Raw genomic sequence first — 15,774 nt, forward strand, 5'->3', positions numbered from 1 at the left:
ATTAACCTGTCAGCTTTGAGTGAGCGACCGGTTCATTAGAACCGAAAACAGTAACAGGTATTGAACTGAAGAGTTTGATCCTGGCTCAGATTGAACGCTGGCGGCATGCCTTACACATGCAAGTCGAACGGCAGCACGGGTGCTTGCACCTGGTGGCGAGTGGCGAACGGGTGAGTAATACATCGGAACATGTCCTGTAGTGGGGGATAGCCCGGCGAAAGCCGGATTAATACCGCATACGATCCACGGATGAAAGCGGGGGACCTTCGGGCCTCGCGCTATAGGGTTGGCCGATGGCTGATTAGCTAGTTGGTGGGGTAAAGGCCCACCAAGGCGACGATCAGTAGCTGGTCTGAGAGGACGACCAGCCACACTGGGACTGAGACACGGCCCAGACTCCTACGGGAGGCAGCAGTGGGGAATTTTGGACAATGGGCGAAAGCCTGATCCAGCAATGCCGCGTGTGTGAAGAAGGCCTTCGGGTTGTAAAGCACTTTTGTCCGGAAAGAAATCCTGAGGGCTAATATCCTTCGGGGATGACGGTACCGGAAGAATAAGCACCGGCTAACTACGTGCCAGCAGCCGCGGTAATACGTAGGGTGCGAGCGTTAATCGGAATTACTGGGCGTAAAGCGTGCGCAGGCGGTTTGTTAAGACCGATGTGAAATCCCCGGGCTCAACCTGGGAACTGCATTGGTGACTGGCAAGCTAGAGTATGGCAGAGGGGGGTAGAATTCCACGTGTAGCAGTGAAATGCGTAGAGATGTGGAGGAATACCGATGGCGAAGGCAGCCCCCTGGGCCAATACTGACGCTCATGCACGAAAGCGTGGGGAGCAAACAGGATTAGATACCCTGGTAGTCCACGCCCTAAACGATGTCAACTAGTTGTTGGGGATTCATTTCCTTAGTAACGTAGCTAACGCGTGAAGTTGACCGCCTGGGGAGTACGGTCGCAAGATTAAAACTCAAAGGAATTGACGGGGACCCGCACAAGCGGTGGATGATGTGGATTAATTCGATGCAACGCGAAAAACCTTACCTACCCTTGACATGGTCGGAATCCTAGAGAGATCTGGGAGTGCTCGAAAGAGAACCGATACACAGGTGCTGCATGGCTGTCGTCAGCTCGTGTCGTGAGATGTTGGGTTAAGTCCCGCAACGAGCGCAACCCTTGTCCTTAGTTGCTACGCAAGAGCACTCTAGGGAGACTGCCGGTGACAAACCGGAGGAAGGTGGGGATGACGTCAAGTCCTCATGGCCCTTATGGGTAGGGCTTCACACGTCATACAATGGTCGGAACAGAGGGTCGCCAACCCGCGAGGGGGAGCTAATCCCAGAAAACCGATCGTAGTCCGGATTGCACTCTGCAACTCGAGTGCATGAAGCTGGAATCGCTAGTAATCGCGGATCAGCATGCCGCGGTGAATACGTTCCCGGGTCTTGTACACACCGCCCGTCACACCATGGGAGTGGGTTTTACCAGAAGTGGCTAGTCTAACCGCAAGGAGGACGGTCACCACGGTAGGATTCATGACTGGGGTGAAGTCGTAACAAGGTAGCCGTATCGGAAGGTGCGGCTGGATCACCTCCTTTCTCGAGCTAATACCGCGAAAGTTGAGCGTTCACGCTTATCGGCTGTAAATCAAGACAGACTCAGGGGTCTGTAGCTCAGTCGGTTAGAGCACCGTCTTGATAAGGCGGGGGTCGTTGGTTCGAATCCAACCAGACCCACCAATTGTCTGGCGGTAGAAACCTGAGACGTCTCTGTATGGGGGCATAGCTCAGCTGGGAGAGCACCTGCTTTGCAAGCAGGGGGTCGTCGGTTCGATCCCGTCTGCCTCCACCAATCTTCAATGACAAACGTTCGGGTCAGTTGACTCGAGTCTTTGTCATTGGCGATTGAGCCAGTCAGAGGATATTGAAAGATATCGGCTGTCGTTCTTTAACAATCTAGAAGAAGTAGTAATTTGGATAGCGGAAGCGTCTATTGAGATGGGCGTGGAAACTATCCGGGTTGTGATTGTATCGATGTATCTCAAGATGATTCGAACTTCATGTTCGGCTCAATTGGAATACGGCACAAATGCGAGAACTCAACCTGTAGCGGCCTGTCAAGCGAAAGCGAGACAGACTCGTTATAGGGTCAAGCGAACAAGTGCATGTGGTGGATGCCTTGGCGATCACAGGCGATGAAGGACGCGGTAGCCTGCGAAAAGCTACGGGGAGCTGGCAAACGAGCTTTGATCCGTAGATGTCCGAATGGGGAAACCCACTCCTTTTGGAGTATCCATAGCTGAATACATAGGCTATGTGAAGCGAACGCGGTGAACTGAAACATCTAAGTAACCGCAGGAAAAGAAATCAACCGAGATTCCCAAAGTAGTGGCGAGCGAAATGGGAAGAGCCTGTACTCTTTATTTGTATTGTTAGTCGAACGCTCTGGAAAGTGCGGCCATAGCAGGTGATAGCCCTGTAGACGAAAACAGTATGAAAGAACTAGGTGTACGACAAGTAGGGCGGGACACGTGAAATCCTGTCTGAAGATGGGGGGACCATCCTCCAAGGCTAAATACTCGTGATCGACCGATAGTGAACCAGTACCGTGAGGGAAAGGCGAAAAGAACCCCGGGAGGGGAGTGAAATAGATCCTGAAACCGCATGCATACAAACAGTCGGAGCCTCGTAAGGGGTGACGGCGTACCTTTTGTATAATGGGTCAGCGACTTACGTTCAGTAGCAAGCTTAACCGAATAGGGCAGGCGTAGCGAAAGCGAGTCCGAATAGGGCGTTCAGTTGCTGGGCGTAGACCCGAAACCAAGTGATCTATCCATGGCCAGGATGAAGGTGCGGTAACACGTACTGGAGGTCCGAACCCACTAACGTTGAAAAGTTAGGGGATGAGCTGTGGATAGGGGTGAAAGGCTAAACAAACTTGGAAATAGCTGGTTCTCTCCGAAAACTATTTAGGTAGTGCCTCGTGTCTCACCTTCGGGGGTAGAGCACTGTCATGGTTGGGGGGTCCATTGCGGATTACCCCGCCATAGCAAACTCCGAATACCGAAGAGTGCAATCACGGGAGACAGACATCGGGTGCTAACGTCCGGTGTCAAGAGGGAAACAACCCAGACCGCCAGCTAAGGTCCCCAAATATAGCTAAGTGGGAAACGAAGTGGGAAGGCTAAAACAGTCAGGAGGTTGGCTTAGAAGCAGCCACCCTTTAAAGAAAGCGTAATAGCTCACTGATCGAGTCGTCCTGCGCGGAAGATGTAACGGGGCTAAGCTATATACCGAAGCTGCGGATGCATATTTATATGCATGGTAGGAGAGCGTTCCGTAAGCCTGCGAAGGTGCATTGTAAAGTGTGCTGGAGGTATCGGAAGTGCGAATGCTGACATGAGTAGCGATAAAGGGGGTGAAAGGCCCCCTCGCCGTAAGCCCAAGGTTTCCTACGCAACGTTCATCGGCGTAGGGTGAGTCGGCCCCTAAGGCGAGGCAGAAATGCGTAGCTGATGGGAAGCAGGTCAATATTCCTGCACCATTGTTAAATGCGATGGGGGGACGGATCGCGGAAGGTTGTCCGGGTGTTGGAAGTCCCGGTCGCTGCGTTGGAGAAGGCACTTAGGCAAATCCGGGTGCAGAATTCAAGGGCGTGGCGCGAGCTTCTTAGGAAGCGAAGCAATTGGAAGTGGTTCCAAGAAAAGCCTCTAAGCTTCAGTTTAACAGTGACCGTACCGCAAACCGACACAGGTGGGCGAGATGAGTATTCTAAGGCGCTTGAGAGAACTCGGGAGAAGGAACTCGGCAAATTGGTACCGTAACTTCGGGATAAGGTACGCCCCTGTAGCTTGACTGGCCTGCGCCAGAAGGGTGAAGGGGTTGCAATAAACTGGTGGCTGCGACTGTTTAATAAAAACACAGCACTCTGCAAACACGAAAGTGGACGTATAGGGTGTGACGCCTGCCCGGTGCCGGAAGATTAAATGATGGGGTGCAAGCTCTTGATTGAAGTCCCGGTAAACGGCGGCCGTAACTATAACGGTCCTAAGGTAGCGAAATTCCTTGTCGGGTAAGTTCCGACCTGCACGAATGGCGTAACGATGGCCACACTGTCTCCTCCCGAGACTCAGCGAAGTTGAAGTGTTTGTGATGATGCAATCTCCCCGCGGCTAGACGGAAAGACCCCATGAACCTTTACTGTAGCTTTGCATTGGACTTTGAACCGATCTGTGTAGGATAGGTGGGAGGCTATGAAACCGGAACGCTAGTTTCGGTGGAGCCGTCCTTGAAATACCACCCTGGTTTGTTTGAGGTTCTAACCTTGGCCCGTGATCCGGGTCGGGGACAGTGCATGGTAGGCAGTTTGACTGGGGCGGTCTCCTCCCAAAGTGTAACGGAGGAGTACGAAGGTACGCTAGGTACGGTCGGAAATCGTGCTGATAGTGCAATGGCATAAGCGTGCTTAACTGCGAGACCGACAAGTCGAGCAGGTGCGAAAGCAGGTCATAGTGATCCGGTGGTTCTGTATGGAAGGGCCATCGCTCAACGGATAAAAGGTACTCTGGGGATAACAGGCTGATACCGCCCAAGAGTTCATATCGACGGCGGTGTTTGGCACCTCGATGTCGGCTCATCTCATCCTGGGGCTGTAGCCGGTCCCAAGGGTATGGCTGTTCGCCATTTAAAGAGGTACGTGAGCTGGGTTTAAAACGTCGTGAGACAGTTTGGTCCCTATCTGCCGTGGGCGTTGGATATTTGAAGGGGGCTGCTCCTAGTACGAGAGGACCGGAGTGGACGAACCTCTGGTGTACCGGTTGTCACGCCAGTGGCATCGCCGGGTAGCTATGTTCGGAAGAGATAACCGCTGAAAGCATCTAAGCGGGAAACTCGCCTTAAGATGAGATATCCCTGGAGGCTTGACCTCCTTGAAGGGTCGTTCGAGACCAGGACGTTGATAGGTCAGGTGTGTAAGCGCAGTAATGCGTTCAGCTAACTGATACTAATTGCCCGTAAGGCTTGATCCTATAACCAGTCTGCGCCGATGTTCGCAGGTGCCAAGGCACCGCGGCCATCCCGTCCTGAGCCCAGCTCAGGATCTTGGAGCGCGACAGGTCATACAGATGGAGTCTCGTGTGCTGATACACACAACCCCATTACTACTTCTTCGAGATTGGTCGTGGCGCTCATAGCGACGCGACAACCCCTTTAGCCTGATGACCATAGCGAGTCGGTACCACCCCTTCCCATCCCGAACAGGACCGTGAAACGACTCCACGCCGATGATAGTGCGGATTGCCCGTGTGAAAGTAGGTAATCGTCAGGCTTCCCTTCATGACAACCCCCGTTGCCTCAAGGCAGCGGGGGTTTTGTCTTTTTCAGCCGCCAGAAAATCAAGCGGCAATACTTCCCAACATCCCCTGCAGCGCTTCGTGCAGTGCTCGTAATGCGGCATCGCGCGCCCGTTTCCCGTATCTCAATGCGTGGACAACGTCCGGCAGCGGAAAGCGACGCTCCAGTTCAGCTGCCGTCATCACATCGTTGCTGATCGCCCGGTCGTTCAGGATCCCGAAACCGAGCCCCGATCCGATCGCGCTCTGTATGCCGGCAAGCGATGGCGTTTCCGCCACGATGCGATGATCCATGCCGGCCTCGCGCAAGGTCGCCTGGGCCAGCCAGCCGTAATGGCATCCCGTGCCGAATGTCACCAGCGGAATCGACTTGGCGACTGCCAACGGTGTGGCCGCCGAGGTGCACCAATGCAGCGACTCCCGCCAAAGCGGCGTATCAGCGCTGGTGATGCGATCGAGATAATCCTGGTGCACGGCAAGATCGAGCGTGTCCTGCGCCAACGCGTCCCGTAGCGCCGGACTCTGCATCACGCTGAGCTGCACCGTGGTACGCGGATGTCGGCGCGAAAACTCCGCGAGCAAGGGAGCGACCCGATCCAGCCCGACCTGCTCCGGCACACCAAGACGAACACGCCCCTTCAGCCTCGACGGCGCGAAATAGGCGAGCGCATCGTCATGTGCGTCGAGAATGCGGCGAGCGTGGGCAAGCAGCGCCTCGCCATCGGCCGTCGCGACTAGTCGGCGCCCGTCCCTGCGCAGCAGCGTCCTGCCGAGCTGCGCCTCGAGGCGCTTGATCTTCCAGCTCACGGCGGATTGGCTCAGGTTCAGGCGATCCGCGGCGGCCGTCGCGCTGCCGGTATCCACCACAGTGCGCAAGGTCCGTAGCGTATCGATCGACAGACGCTGGTTCGGAGCACTCATCTCGACAGATCCATGACAAAAGTTGCGATTTATTCATAGTAGATGTCATTGGCGTCATTTGCAGAGGCTCCATAGACTGGATCGACAGTTGCCAATCAAGGAAATCCACGATGACATCCCCCTGGAACCTGGCCCGCGCCGATGTCCTGATCGACGGCCGTCGAATTGCCACCGGCCATGTCGGCGAAGGGCCGCCCCTGGTGCTGGTCCATGGCACGCCCGCGCATTCGATCGTCTGGCGCAACGTGATTCCCGCCTGTCGCGATGCGGGGTTCAGCGTCCACTGGTTCGACCTGCTTGGCTTCGGTGAATCCGAATGTCCGGTCGACGCGGACACGTCGGTGGCCGAGCAGGCACGCGTGCTCCAGCGCCTGCTCGAGCATTGGTCGCTCGACGCGGTGCATCTCGTCGGTCACGATATCGGCGGTGTCGCCGCGCTGCTGTATGCGATGAACGCCGGCGAGCGCTTACGCTCCCTGACGATCGCCGATGCGCCGGGCTACGATTCCTGGCCGTCGCCGACCTGGCGCGAGTTCCGCGATGATTACCAGCGTTTCGCGCGAGTCGATGCCGAGCGTCACCGCGAGCTGATGACACGGCAATTGAAGATGGCAGTGCACGACAAGTCGCGCATGACAGGTGAACTGCTGGCGTGCTACCTGAAGCCAATCAGCGGCGTGATCGGCCAGAGCGGGTTCTATCGCAACCAGGTCGCTCACTACGACTCCCGCTACACGGCGGATTTCGGCGAACGGCTGCCGAAGCTCGCCTTGCCCGTGCAGATCCTGTGGGGTGCGCAAGACGAATGGCAACCACTCGACTACGCCTATCGCCTGCAATCGGATATTCCGGGCGCGGTGCTGAACGTGCTCGACGCTTGCGGGCATTGCCTGATGGAGGACGACCCGTCGGGCGTGGCCCGGCATATCGTCGACTTCGCCAACTCGCATCGGCCGGGATCCTGACCGCGGTTCCGATTCTATCGACTCGCCAGCAGGGATGCGATGGCGGCGCAACCGCTCGCGCGCCATCGCATCGTGCCAGTGCTCAATCCCTCAATTGCCTGCCCGCGTCACACGCCAGACCGCGTCGCCGACATCGTCGGCGATGATCAAGCCGCCGTTGCCATCCTGCGTGACGCCCACCGGCGCGCCGTACAACTGCTTTTCGTCGTCGGACGCGAAGCCCGTGACCACCGGCTTCGGCGCGCCGCTCGGCTTGCCGTTCTCGAAGGGCACGTAGACGACCGCGTAACCGCTCAGCGGCGAGCGATCCCAACTGCCGTGCTCGCCGATGAAGGCGCCGCCGCGATACTCGGCCGGCAGGTTGTTGCCGGTATAGAACCACAAGCCGAGCGGGGCGACGTGCGAGCCAATCGCGTAGTCGGGGCTGATCGCTTTCGCGACCAGGTCCGGGCGCTGCTGCTTCACGCGCGAGTCGACGTGCTGCCCGTAATAGCTGTAGGGCCAGCCGTAGAACCCGCCGTCCTGGATCGAGGTCAGGTAATCCGGCACCAGGTCGGCACCGATTTCGTCGCGCTCGTTCGCAATCGCCCACAGCTTGCCGGTCTTCGGCTCCCATTGCAGGCCGGTCGGATTGCGCACGCCGGATGCGTAGATGCGGCTCGCGCCCGACGCGACATCGACCTCCAGGATCACCGCGCGCCGATATTCGACATCGAGCCCGTTCTCGCCGATATTGCTGTTCGAGCCGACGCCGACATAGAGCTTCTTGCCGTCGGGGCTCGCCAGCAGCGACTTGGTCCAGTGATGGTTGATGGTGCTGGGCAGATCGGCCAGTTCGACAGGAGGCGCGCTGATCCTGGTCTCGCCCGTCGCATACGGGAATTTCAGCAGCGCATCGGTATCGGCGACATAGAGCGTATCGCCGATCAACTGCACGCCGAACGGCGAATTGAGCTTGTCGATGAGCACGTACTGATCCCATTCGCCGCTGCCGTTCGCCTTCTTGCGCAGCAGCGTGACCCGGTTGCCGCCCTTGGCGCCCTTGCCCGAGCGGCTCGTCACCATCCCGGCGATCAACTGCTTCGGCGTGGTGACGGGCTCCGTCTTCGGGCTGCTCGACTCGACCACCAGCACATCCTGGTTCGGCAGCACATAGACCTGTCGCGGATGCTTGAGGCCCGAGGCGATCTTCTCGATCTTCAGCCCCGCCGCCACCTTGGGCGTCTGCCCGTCCTTCCAGCCCACGCCTTCGGGCACCTGCATCGGCGGCACCATGAAGTTCTGCGCGCTCGGCAGCGGCGGATTCGAGCCGGCCTGGTGCTCGGGATCGTACTTCGCCTTCTCGCTGCAGGCACTGAACAGCATCGCGACGGCGATCGTGAGGACGCCTCCCCAAACCGGCTTATTCATGGCTGCCTCCCTTCACGACGAACTTGTTGCCGGCGAGCATCAACTGGGCGATGCCGAGCAGCGCGACCGTGATCACCGAGAGGATCACGTTCTCGGGCACGATCGCGTAGGCGTCGCGGCTGTGCACGAAGGCATTGAGGATCGCCGCGACGATGCCGACCAGGTTCAGCCAGAAGTCGAGGCGCTCGACGGGCAGCACCGCCTGGCGCGAAGCGAACCACACATGGCCGAGGTTGAGAAGACGCGGAATGATCGCGATCACGAGCCCGATGGTGACGAGCCAGGCCGCGCTCTTTGCCCAAAGCACATTGGCGGTGTTGGCATAGAGGATGTCGAAGATCAGCGTACCGACGAACAGGCCATACGGTATGGGGTTGAGCAGATCGAAAAGCGCGGTCGCGAATCTCGATCGATATCTCGGGCTGGCTGGAGTCATGAATGGATCCTTGTTTCTGAGTGGAAAGATGCGGCTGGCAACACGCGGACGACATCGGGCGATGTGTCCGTCCCACCGGCGTCGCTGGCATCGCGGCGCCTTCAGCTCTCAGGCAATCAAACGGCAAGGCTGCAACTGCACCACCCGCCGCGCTGGTATTTCCTCATTGCAAGCCCGCTGGATTGGATATGCATAGAGGGATATAGCGCTTCGGTAAGACAAATATAGACGAGACTGCGCCATCGCGTATCGAGCCGAAGCGCGCCCGCTGGCGGATTTCGCCGGAAAAATCTTTTTGTGAGCAAGACTAAGGAACGCGCGACTGGCGAAATTCCACGTCTTCGATGCATACTGCTCAACAGACGAGTTTCGATGCGCGCGCAACGGTTTTGCCTAATCCTCGCCAGTCAAGGGCGAACGATTTTAATGAATATAGCGCTCGACCGTTTTCGGCATGCCCTTATGAAAACCATTCATCAATCTCTGTGCGATGATTGGCGGTCGAGTCGCAGCCCCTTGCGACATCGCCGGTGCGAGGGCATCGGCAGGCTTGATCGGAGCGACATCGAATGCCCACGCTCGAGAACATGCGCCTGTTCGTGAAGGTCGTCGAGACAGGCAGTTTCACCAAGGCCGCCCAGGCCACGCATGTCGCGACACCGCAGGTCTCACGCGCCATCTCGTCTCTCGAAACCCAGCTGCGGGTGCGATTGCTGAATCGCACCACGCGCCGCATCGCCGTGACCGAAGCGGGCGAGCGCTACGTCGCGCATTGCCGCGAGATTCTCGAGCTGGTCGATCATGCCGAAGCCGAAGCGTCCGGCGCTGCCCGGTGCCCCAGCGGCCGCCTGCGGATACACGCGAGTTCCGGCTTCGGCCGGCACTATCTGCTGCCGCGGCTGGCGCGTTATCGCGAGACCTATCCCGAGGTCACGATCGACCTCACGCTCGCACAACGCATGCCCGACCTGGTCGACGAAGGTTACGACCTCGCGGTGGTGGTCGCCAGCCAGCTCGACGATTCAGCGCTGATCGCCGAGCGCATCGGCAACACCTACAGCGTGCTGTGCGCCTCGCCCGCCTATCTGCGCCGCTCGGGGGCGCCCGCAACGGTTACCGACCTGCACGATCATGTGTGCCTGCAGTTGATGGTGCCGAATGCGTCGGCCGGAAGCTGGCAGCTCGAGGGCATGGCGTCCTCCGAATCGTTCACGCCACGTCGGCAATGGCCCTTCGTCGTCAACGTGGCCGACGCGATGGCCGATGCGCTGCGCTCGGGCATGGGCATCGGGCCGCTGCCGTTGTCGACCGCGCTCGACGGCCTGCGCGACGGCTCGCTGGTGCGCGTGCTGCCGGCCTGGCGCCTGCGCTCGCACGGCATCCATGCGCTGTATCCGTCGCGGCGCCATCTCGAGGCCAAGGTTCGCACCTTCATCGATTACCTGCGCGCGGTGGTGCCGCCGCTGCTCGAACTCGAGACGCATGCGCTGTCGACGCTGACCCAGCCGCGCGCCTCGCCCGCTTTACCTGATGACGCGCCGCGGCTCGACGCGATAGACTGCGACGCCTGATTTACCCGCTCCACGCTCCAAGCACAATCAACCCCACAAACCGGGAGCTTTCGATGACCACCCTCAATATCAATGGCGTGTCGCATACCGTCGACGCGCCCGACGACATGCCGTTGCTGTGGGTCCTGCGCGACCTGGTCGGCCTGACCGGCACCAAGTTCGGCTGCGGCATCGCTCAATGCGGCGCCTGCACGGTGCACCTCGACGGCGAGGCCGTGCGTTCCTGCGTACTGCCTGTCGCGGCCGTGGCCGGCCGCAACATCACCACCATCGAGGCGGTCGGCATGACGCCGGCCGGCGCCAAGGTCCAGGCGGCCTGGCGCAAGATCGACGTGGTCCAGTGCGGCTATTGCCAGTCGGGCCAGGTGATGGCGGCGGCCTCGCTGCTCGCCTCCAACCCGCATCCGAACGACGCCGACATCGACGCGGCGATGGCCGGCAACATCTGCCGCTGCGGCACCTACAACCGGATTCGCGCGGCGATCAAGCTGGCCGCTCAGGAGGCCTGACCATGTCCGAGGGAATCATCGAAGCGGGCCGCGCCTCCGACAAGACGGAGCAGGCGGCCGACAGCAGCGCCGGCATCTCGCGCCGGCGCTTCTTGCAGGCGGGCTTCACGCTGGGCGCCGCTGCCGGTGGCGGCCTGCTGCTCGGCTTCGCGGTGCCGGCCGCCGGCGAATCGGGCCGCCCATCCGTGATCGGCGGAGACGCGCCCGACCAGGCGCCGGCCGGCCTGTTCGCGCCGAACGCCTTCGTGCGGATCGATCGTGCCGGGCAGGTCACGCTGGTGATGCCGAAGGTCGAGATGGGGCAGGGCGTCTATACCTCGATCCCGATGCTGATCGCCGAGGAGCTGGAAGTGCCGCTCGACAGCGTGGTGCTCGACCACGCGCCGGCCGACGCCAAGGCCTATGGCGATCCGCTGCTGGGCGGCGGCCAGCTGACCGGCGGCTCGACCTCGATCCGCTACGCCTGGGAGCCGATGCGGCGCGCCGGCGCGACCGCGCGCAGCCTGCTGGTGACGGCCGCCGCGCAGCAATGGAAGGTCGATCCGGCCTCGTGCTCGGCCGCCAACGGCGCCGTGCACCACGCCGCGAGCGGCCGCCAGGCGCCTTACGGCTCGCTGGTCGACGCGGCGGCCAAGCTGCCGGTGCCGAGCCAGGTCGCGCTGAAGACGCCCGACAAGTTCACCCTGATCGGCAAGCCCGTGAAGCGGCTCGATTCGCCGGAGAAGGTCGACGGCAGCGCGCAGTTCGGGCTCGACGTGCGCCTGCCGGGCATGCTGTACGCCGCGATCGTCAACTGCCCCGTGTTCGGCGGCACCGTCGCCAGCGTCGACGACAGCGCGGCCAGGCGCGTGCCGGGCGTGCGCCAGGTGGTGCGCCTCGACAACGCGGTGGCAGTGGTCGGCGACCATACCTGGGCCGCCAAGCGCGGTGCCTCGGCGCTGGTGATCGAATGGCACGAAGGCGATGGCGCGAAGGTGTCGATGGCCGACATCGTCGGCGATCTGGCGCGTGCTTCCGAGCAGCCGGGCGCGGTGGCGCGCAACGACGGCGATGTCACCAAGGCCTTCGGCACGGCCGGCGCGCGCATCGACTCGATCTACCAGCAGCCCTTCCTCGCGCACGCCACCATGGAGCCGGTCAACTGCACCGTGCAGGTGACCGGCTCAAGTTGCGAGATCTGGGTCGGCACCCAGGTGCCGGGCTTCGCGATCGAGGCCGCGAAACGCGTGACGGGGCTCGACGCCAGCAAGATCACGCTGCACAACCACCTGCTCGGCGGCGGCTTCGGCCGGCGCCTCGAGACCGACATGATCGTGCAGGCGCTGAAGGTTGGCAAACAGGTGGATGCGCCCGTGAAGGTGGTGTGGACGCGCGAGGAGGACATCCGCCACGACATGTACCGGCCGTATTACTACGACCGCATCTCGGCCGGCGTCGACGCGAACGGCAAGCCGGTCGCCTGGCAGCATCGCATCGTCGGCTCCTCGATCATGGCGCGCTTCGTGCCCGGCTCGCTGAAGAACGGCGTCGATGCGGACGCTGTCGAGGTGGCCTCGGACCTGCCCTACGCGATTCCCAACCAGCGCATCGAATACGTGCGCCAGGAACCGCGCCACGTGCCGACCGCTTTCTGGCGCGGCGTGGGCCCGACGCGCAGCGCCTTCGTGGTCGAGAGCTTCATCGACGAGCTCGCGGTGCGCGCCAAGGCCGATCCGGTCGCCTATCGTCGCTCGCTGCTGGAGCCGACGCCGCGCGCGCGCAACGTGCTCGACATCGTCGCGCGCGAATCGGGCTGGGGGCAGTCGCTGCCGGCCGGCCAGGGCCGTGGCGTATCGGTGCTGCACGCGTTCGGCAGCTTCTTCAGCATGGTCGCCGACGTGAGCGTCGACAACGGCGAGGTGCGCGTGAACCGCGTGGTCTGCGTGGTCGATTGCGGGATGGTGGTCAATCCCGACACGGTCGAGGCGCAGATCCAGGGCGGCATCATCTTCGGCATCACGGCCGCGCTCTATGGCGAGATCACGATCCGCGACGGCCGCGTCGAGCAGAGCAACTTCACCGACTACCGGATGCTGCGCATCAACCAGACGCCGCGCATCGACGTGCATATCGTCAAGAGTGCGGAGGCGCCGGGAGGGATCGGCGAGCCGGGCACCTCGGCGATCGCGGCGGCCCTGTCGAACGCGATCCACGCGGCCACGGGACGACGGCTCTACCAGATGCCGGTCGGCAACCAACTGAAGCAGAAGACGGCATGAGGAGGCCAGCAATGAGGATTTCGAATCGACTGCGCCGCCTGTTCGGCGTCGCCGCGCTGGGCGGCCTGGGTCTGTGGGCCGGCGTCGCCGCGGCGGCCGATGCCCCAGCCAACGCCGGCAATGCCGACGCGGCCCTGGTCGCGCGCGGCGAATACCTGGCGCGCGCCGGCGACTGCATCGCCTGCCATACGGCGCCGCACGGCAAGCCGTTCGCGGGCGGACTGAAGATGACCACGCCGATGGGGGCGATCTACACCACCAACATCACGCCGGACGCGAACCACGGCATCGGCGGCTACAGCGAGGCCGACTTCGCGCGCGCCCTGCGCGAGGGCGTGGCCAAGGACGGCCACAACCTCTACCCGGCGATGCCGTATCCGTCCTACGCCAAGGTCAGCGACGACGACGTGCGCGCGATGTACGCCTACTTCATGCACGGCGTGGCGCCTGTCGCGCAGGCGAACCAGGCTTCCGACATCCCCTGGCCGCTCAACATGCGCTGGCCGCTCAAGCTCTGGAACCTGGTGTTCCTCGATACCGCGCGCTACCAGTCGAAGTCGGACAAGGATGCCGCCTGGAATCGCGGCGCCTACCTGGTGCAGGGGCTCGGCCATTGCGGCTCGTGCCACACGCCGCGCGGCGTCGGCTTCCAGGAGAAGGCGCTCGACGAGAGCGGCGGCGCGTACCTGACGGGCGGCCTGCTCGACAACTGGTTCGCCTCCAACCTGACCGGCGAGGGCAATACCGGCCTGGGCCGCTGGAGCGAGGCCGAGCTCACGCAGTTCCTGAAGACCGGGGCCAACGCGCACGCCAGCGCCTTCGGCGCGATGACGGACGTGATCAACCACAGCACGCAGTACCTCAGCGACGAGGACCTGGGGGCGATCTCGCGCTACCTGAAATCGCTGCCGGCGGCGGGCGGCACCGGCGCGCCGCCGTATCGCTACGATCCGCAGCGCACCGTGGACGCGCTCAAGCGGCCGGCGGGCGACCCGGGCGCGGCGGTCTACGCGGCCTACTGCATGCACTGCCACGGCACCGACGGCAAGGCCTTCGCCCCGTTGCTCGCGCCGCTGGCCGGCAACCCGAACCTGCTCGAGCACAATCCGGCCTCGCTGATCAACGTGACGCTGAACGGCACGGGCGACCTGGTGATCGCCGGCATCCCGGCCGCCTATCCGATGCCGCAGTTCGCCGACCAGCTCGACGACAAGCAGATCGCCGACGTGCTGACCTTCATCCGCGCGGGCTGGAACAACAACGCGCCGGCGGTGACGGCCGACGAGGTGGCCAAGCTGCGCGCCGCGACGGCGGGGGAGCACTGATGGACAGCGTCGATCTCGACGTGCTGCGCACCAGCACCCGCTGGCTCGCGGCCGGCCGGCGCGTGCTGCTGGCGACGGTGGTGCGCACGTGGGGATCGTCGCCGCGGCCGGTCGGCGCGCTGCTCGCGCTGCGCGACGACGGCCTCGCGGTCGGCTCGGTATCGGGCGGCTGCATCGAGGACGACCTGGTGGCGCGCGTGCGCGAGGCCGGCATCGCCCCCGATGCGCGCCCGGAGACGATCCGCTACGGCATCAGCGCCGACGAGGCGCATCGCTTCGGCCTGCCCTGCGGCGGCACGCTCGAGCTGGTGCTGGAGCCGTTGACACCAGCCAGCGGCATCGCCGAACTCTGCGAGGCGATCGACGCGGGCCGGCTGGTGGCGCGCACCCTGTCGCTGGCCAGCGGCGAGGCCACGCTCGACGAGGCGACGCCGGCCGACGGCCTGGTGTTCAACGGCACGCATCTGCGCACGGTGCATGGCCCGCGCTATCGGTTGCTGGTAATCGGCGCGGGGCAACTGTCGCGCTACCTGTGCCGGATCGCCACCGGCCTCGATTACCAGGTGATTGTCTGCGATCCGCGCGAGGAGCATGTCGATACCTGGGACGTGCCCGGCGTGCGCGTGGTGCGGACCATGCCCGACGACACGGTGCTGGCGATGCGGCTCGACGCGCGCTCGGCCGTGATCGCGCTGACCCACGATCCCAAGCTGGACGATCTCGCGCTGATGGAGGCGCTCAAGACGCCGGCCTTCTACGTGGGCGCGCTGGGTTCGCGGCGCAACAACGCGGCACGGCGCGAGCGGCTCGCGCAGTTCGATCTCGACGCGGCGCAGCTCGCCCGCTTGCACGGCCCGGCGGGCCTCTATATCGGCAGCCGCACGCCGCCCGAGATCGCGGTCTCGATCCTGGCCGAGATCACCGCGGTGAAGAACGGCGTGGCGATTCCACAGACCATGACGATTGCGGCCGCGAAGGACGAAGCGATGTCGTGAAAACCGAAGCACCGCCGCTTTGGAGGCACATGCAACC

9 protein-coding genes, 2 tRNA genes and 3 rRNA genes are annotated in these 15,774 nt (G+C 62.3%); 11 read left to right on the forward strand and 3 right to left on the reverse strand.

Features of this window, described 5'->3' with window-relative positions:
• Nucleotides 1-62: 62 nt before the first annotated feature.
• From BM43_RS16505 to rrf, 5 genes are all read left to right on the forward strand, one after another.
• Nucleotides 63-1,595 (forward strand): 16S ribosomal RNA (locus tag BM43_RS16505).
• A gap of 64 nt (nucleotides 1,596-1,659) precedes the next feature.
• Nucleotides 1,660-1,736 (forward strand) — tRNA-Ile (locus BM43_RS16510).
• Between the two features lie 36 nt (nucleotides 1,737-1,772).
• Nucleotides 1,773-1,848: transfer RNA gene (locus BM43_RS16515), tRNA-Ala, on the forward strand.
• 295 nt (nucleotides 1,849-2,143) lie between these two features.
• Nucleotides 2,144-5,023: ribosomal RNA gene (locus BM43_RS16520) — 23S ribosomal RNA — on the forward strand.
• A gap of 185 nt (nucleotides 5,024-5,208) precedes the next feature.
• Nucleotides 5,209-5,322, forward strand: a 5S ribosomal RNA gene (rrf, locus tag BM43_RS16525).
• Together the 16S, 23S and 5S rRNA genes with 2 tRNA genes alongside form the textbook arrangement of a ribosomal RNA operon.
• Before the next feature lie 67 nt (nucleotides 5,323-5,389).
• Here the strand turns inward: rrf and BM43_RS16530 are convergent.
• Nucleotides 5,390-6,268: a LysR family transcriptional regulator gene (locus tag BM43_RS16530; RefSeq protein WP_042287191.1), complete on the reverse strand. Its 879-nt coding sequence runs from the start codon at nucleotides 6,266-6,268 to the stop codon at nucleotides 5,390-5,392.
• 110 nt (nucleotides 6,269-6,378) lie between these two features.
• Between BM43_RS16530 and BM43_RS16535 the strand changes: the two genes are divergently transcribed.
• Complete coding sequence (locus tag BM43_RS16535; RefSeq protein ID WP_036054596.1) at nucleotides 6,379-7,233, forward strand: alpha/beta fold hydrolase; 855 nt, start codon at nucleotides 6,379-6,381, stop codon at nucleotides 7,231-7,233.
• A 90-nt stretch (nucleotides 7,234-7,323) separates the two neighbouring features.
• On the opposite strand, the gene BM43_RS16540 is transcribed toward BM43_RS16535, so the two are convergent.
• Nucleotides 7,324-8,643: a PQQ-dependent sugar dehydrogenase gene (locus BM43_RS16540; protein ID WP_036054594.1), complete on the reverse strand. Its 1,320-nt coding sequence runs from the start codon at nucleotides 8,641-8,643 to the stop codon at nucleotides 7,324-7,326.
• Entirely contained in the window at nucleotides 8,636-9,079 is a 444-nt protein-coding gene (locus BM43_RS16545) for a DUF2231 domain-containing protein (RefSeq protein WP_025101974.1), read from the reverse strand. Before BM43_RS16545 ends, BM43_RS16540 begins: the two co-directional genes overlap by 8 nt.
• A 569-nt stretch (nucleotides 9,080-9,648) precedes the next feature.
• Between BM43_RS16545 and BM43_RS16550 the strand changes: the two genes are divergently transcribed.
• The 5 genes from BM43_RS16550 to BM43_RS16570 are packed head-to-tail and all read left to right on the forward strand — an operon-like array spanning nucleotide 9,649 to nucleotide 15,737.
• Nucleotides 9,649-10,650 (forward strand): LysR family transcriptional regulator, encoded by a 1,002-nt coding sequence (locus BM43_RS16550; protein ID WP_036054591.1) that lies wholly within the window; start codon nucleotides 9,649-9,651, stop codon nucleotides 10,648-10,650.
• 53 nt (nucleotides 10,651-10,703) lie between these two features.
• A complete protein-coding gene (locus BM43_RS16555; protein ID WP_013689279.1) occupies nucleotides 10,704-11,159 on the forward strand; it encodes a (2Fe-2S)-binding protein in 456 nt (151 codons plus the stop codon).
• Between the two features lie 2 nt (nucleotides 11,160-11,161).
• Entirely contained in the window at nucleotides 11,162-13,417 is a 2,256-nt protein-coding gene (locus tag BM43_RS16560; protein WP_036054588.1) for a xanthine dehydrogenase family protein molybdopterin-binding subunit, read from the forward strand.
• Nucleotides 13,414-14,742 (forward strand): c-type cytochrome, encoded by a 1,329-nt coding sequence (locus tag BM43_RS16565; RefSeq protein WP_036054586.1) that lies wholly within the window; start codon nucleotides 13,414-13,416, stop codon nucleotides 14,740-14,742. Before BM43_RS16560 ends, BM43_RS16565 begins: the two co-directional genes overlap by 4 nt.
• On the forward strand, nucleotides 14,742-15,737 hold the full coding sequence (locus BM43_RS16570) for an XdhC family protein (protein ID WP_036054584.1): 996 nt from the start codon (nucleotides 14,742-14,744) through the stop codon (nucleotides 15,735-15,737). Before BM43_RS16565 ends, BM43_RS16570 begins: the two co-directional genes overlap by 1 nt.
• Nucleotides 15,738-15,774: the final 37 nt, after the last annotated feature.

Origin of the sequence: Burkholderia gladioli (genome assembly GCF_000959725.1) — a bacterium.
In the GTDB taxonomy this organism is placed as follows: Bacteria; Pseudomonadota; Gammaproteobacteria; order Burkholderiales; family Burkholderiaceae; genus Burkholderia; species Burkholderia gladioli.

Excerpts from the sequence above, each read along its gene's own strand:
- BM43_RS16540 (WP_036054594.1), bottom strand. The coding sequence starts at position 8,643 with ATGAATAAGCCGGTTTGGGGAGGCGTCCTCACGATCGCCGTCGCGATG.
- BM43_RS16530 (WP_042287191.1), bottom strand. The coding sequence starts at position 6,268 with ATGAGTGCTCCGAACCAGCGTCTGTCGATCGATACGCTACGGACCTTG.
- BM43_RS16570 (WP_036054584.1), top strand. The coding sequence starts at position 14,742 with ATGGACAGCGTCGATCTCGACGTGCTGCGCACCAGCACCCGCTGGCTC.
- BM43_RS16560 (WP_036054588.1), top strand. The coding sequence starts at position 11,162 with ATGTCCGAGGGAATCATCGAAGCGGGCCGCGCCTCCGACAAGACGGAG.
- BM43_RS16555 (WP_013689279.1), top strand. The coding sequence starts at position 10,704 with ATGACCACCCTCAATATCAATGGCGTGTCGCATACCGTCGACGCGCCC.
- BM43_RS16550 (WP_036054591.1), top strand. The coding sequence starts at position 9,649 with ATGCCCACGCTCGAGAACATGCGCCTGTTCGTGAAGGTCGTCGAGACA.
- BM43_RS16545 (WP_025101974.1), bottom strand. The coding sequence starts at position 9,079 with ATGACTCCAGCCAGCCCGAGATATCGATCGAGATTCGCGACCGCGCTT.
- BM43_RS16535 (WP_036054596.1), top strand. The coding sequence starts at position 6,379 with ATGACATCCCCCTGGAACCTGGCCCGCGCCGATGTCCTGATCGACGGC.
- BM43_RS16565 (WP_036054586.1), top strand. The coding sequence starts at position 13,414 with ATGAGGAGGCCAGCAATGAGGATTTCGAATCGACTGCGCCGCCTGTTC.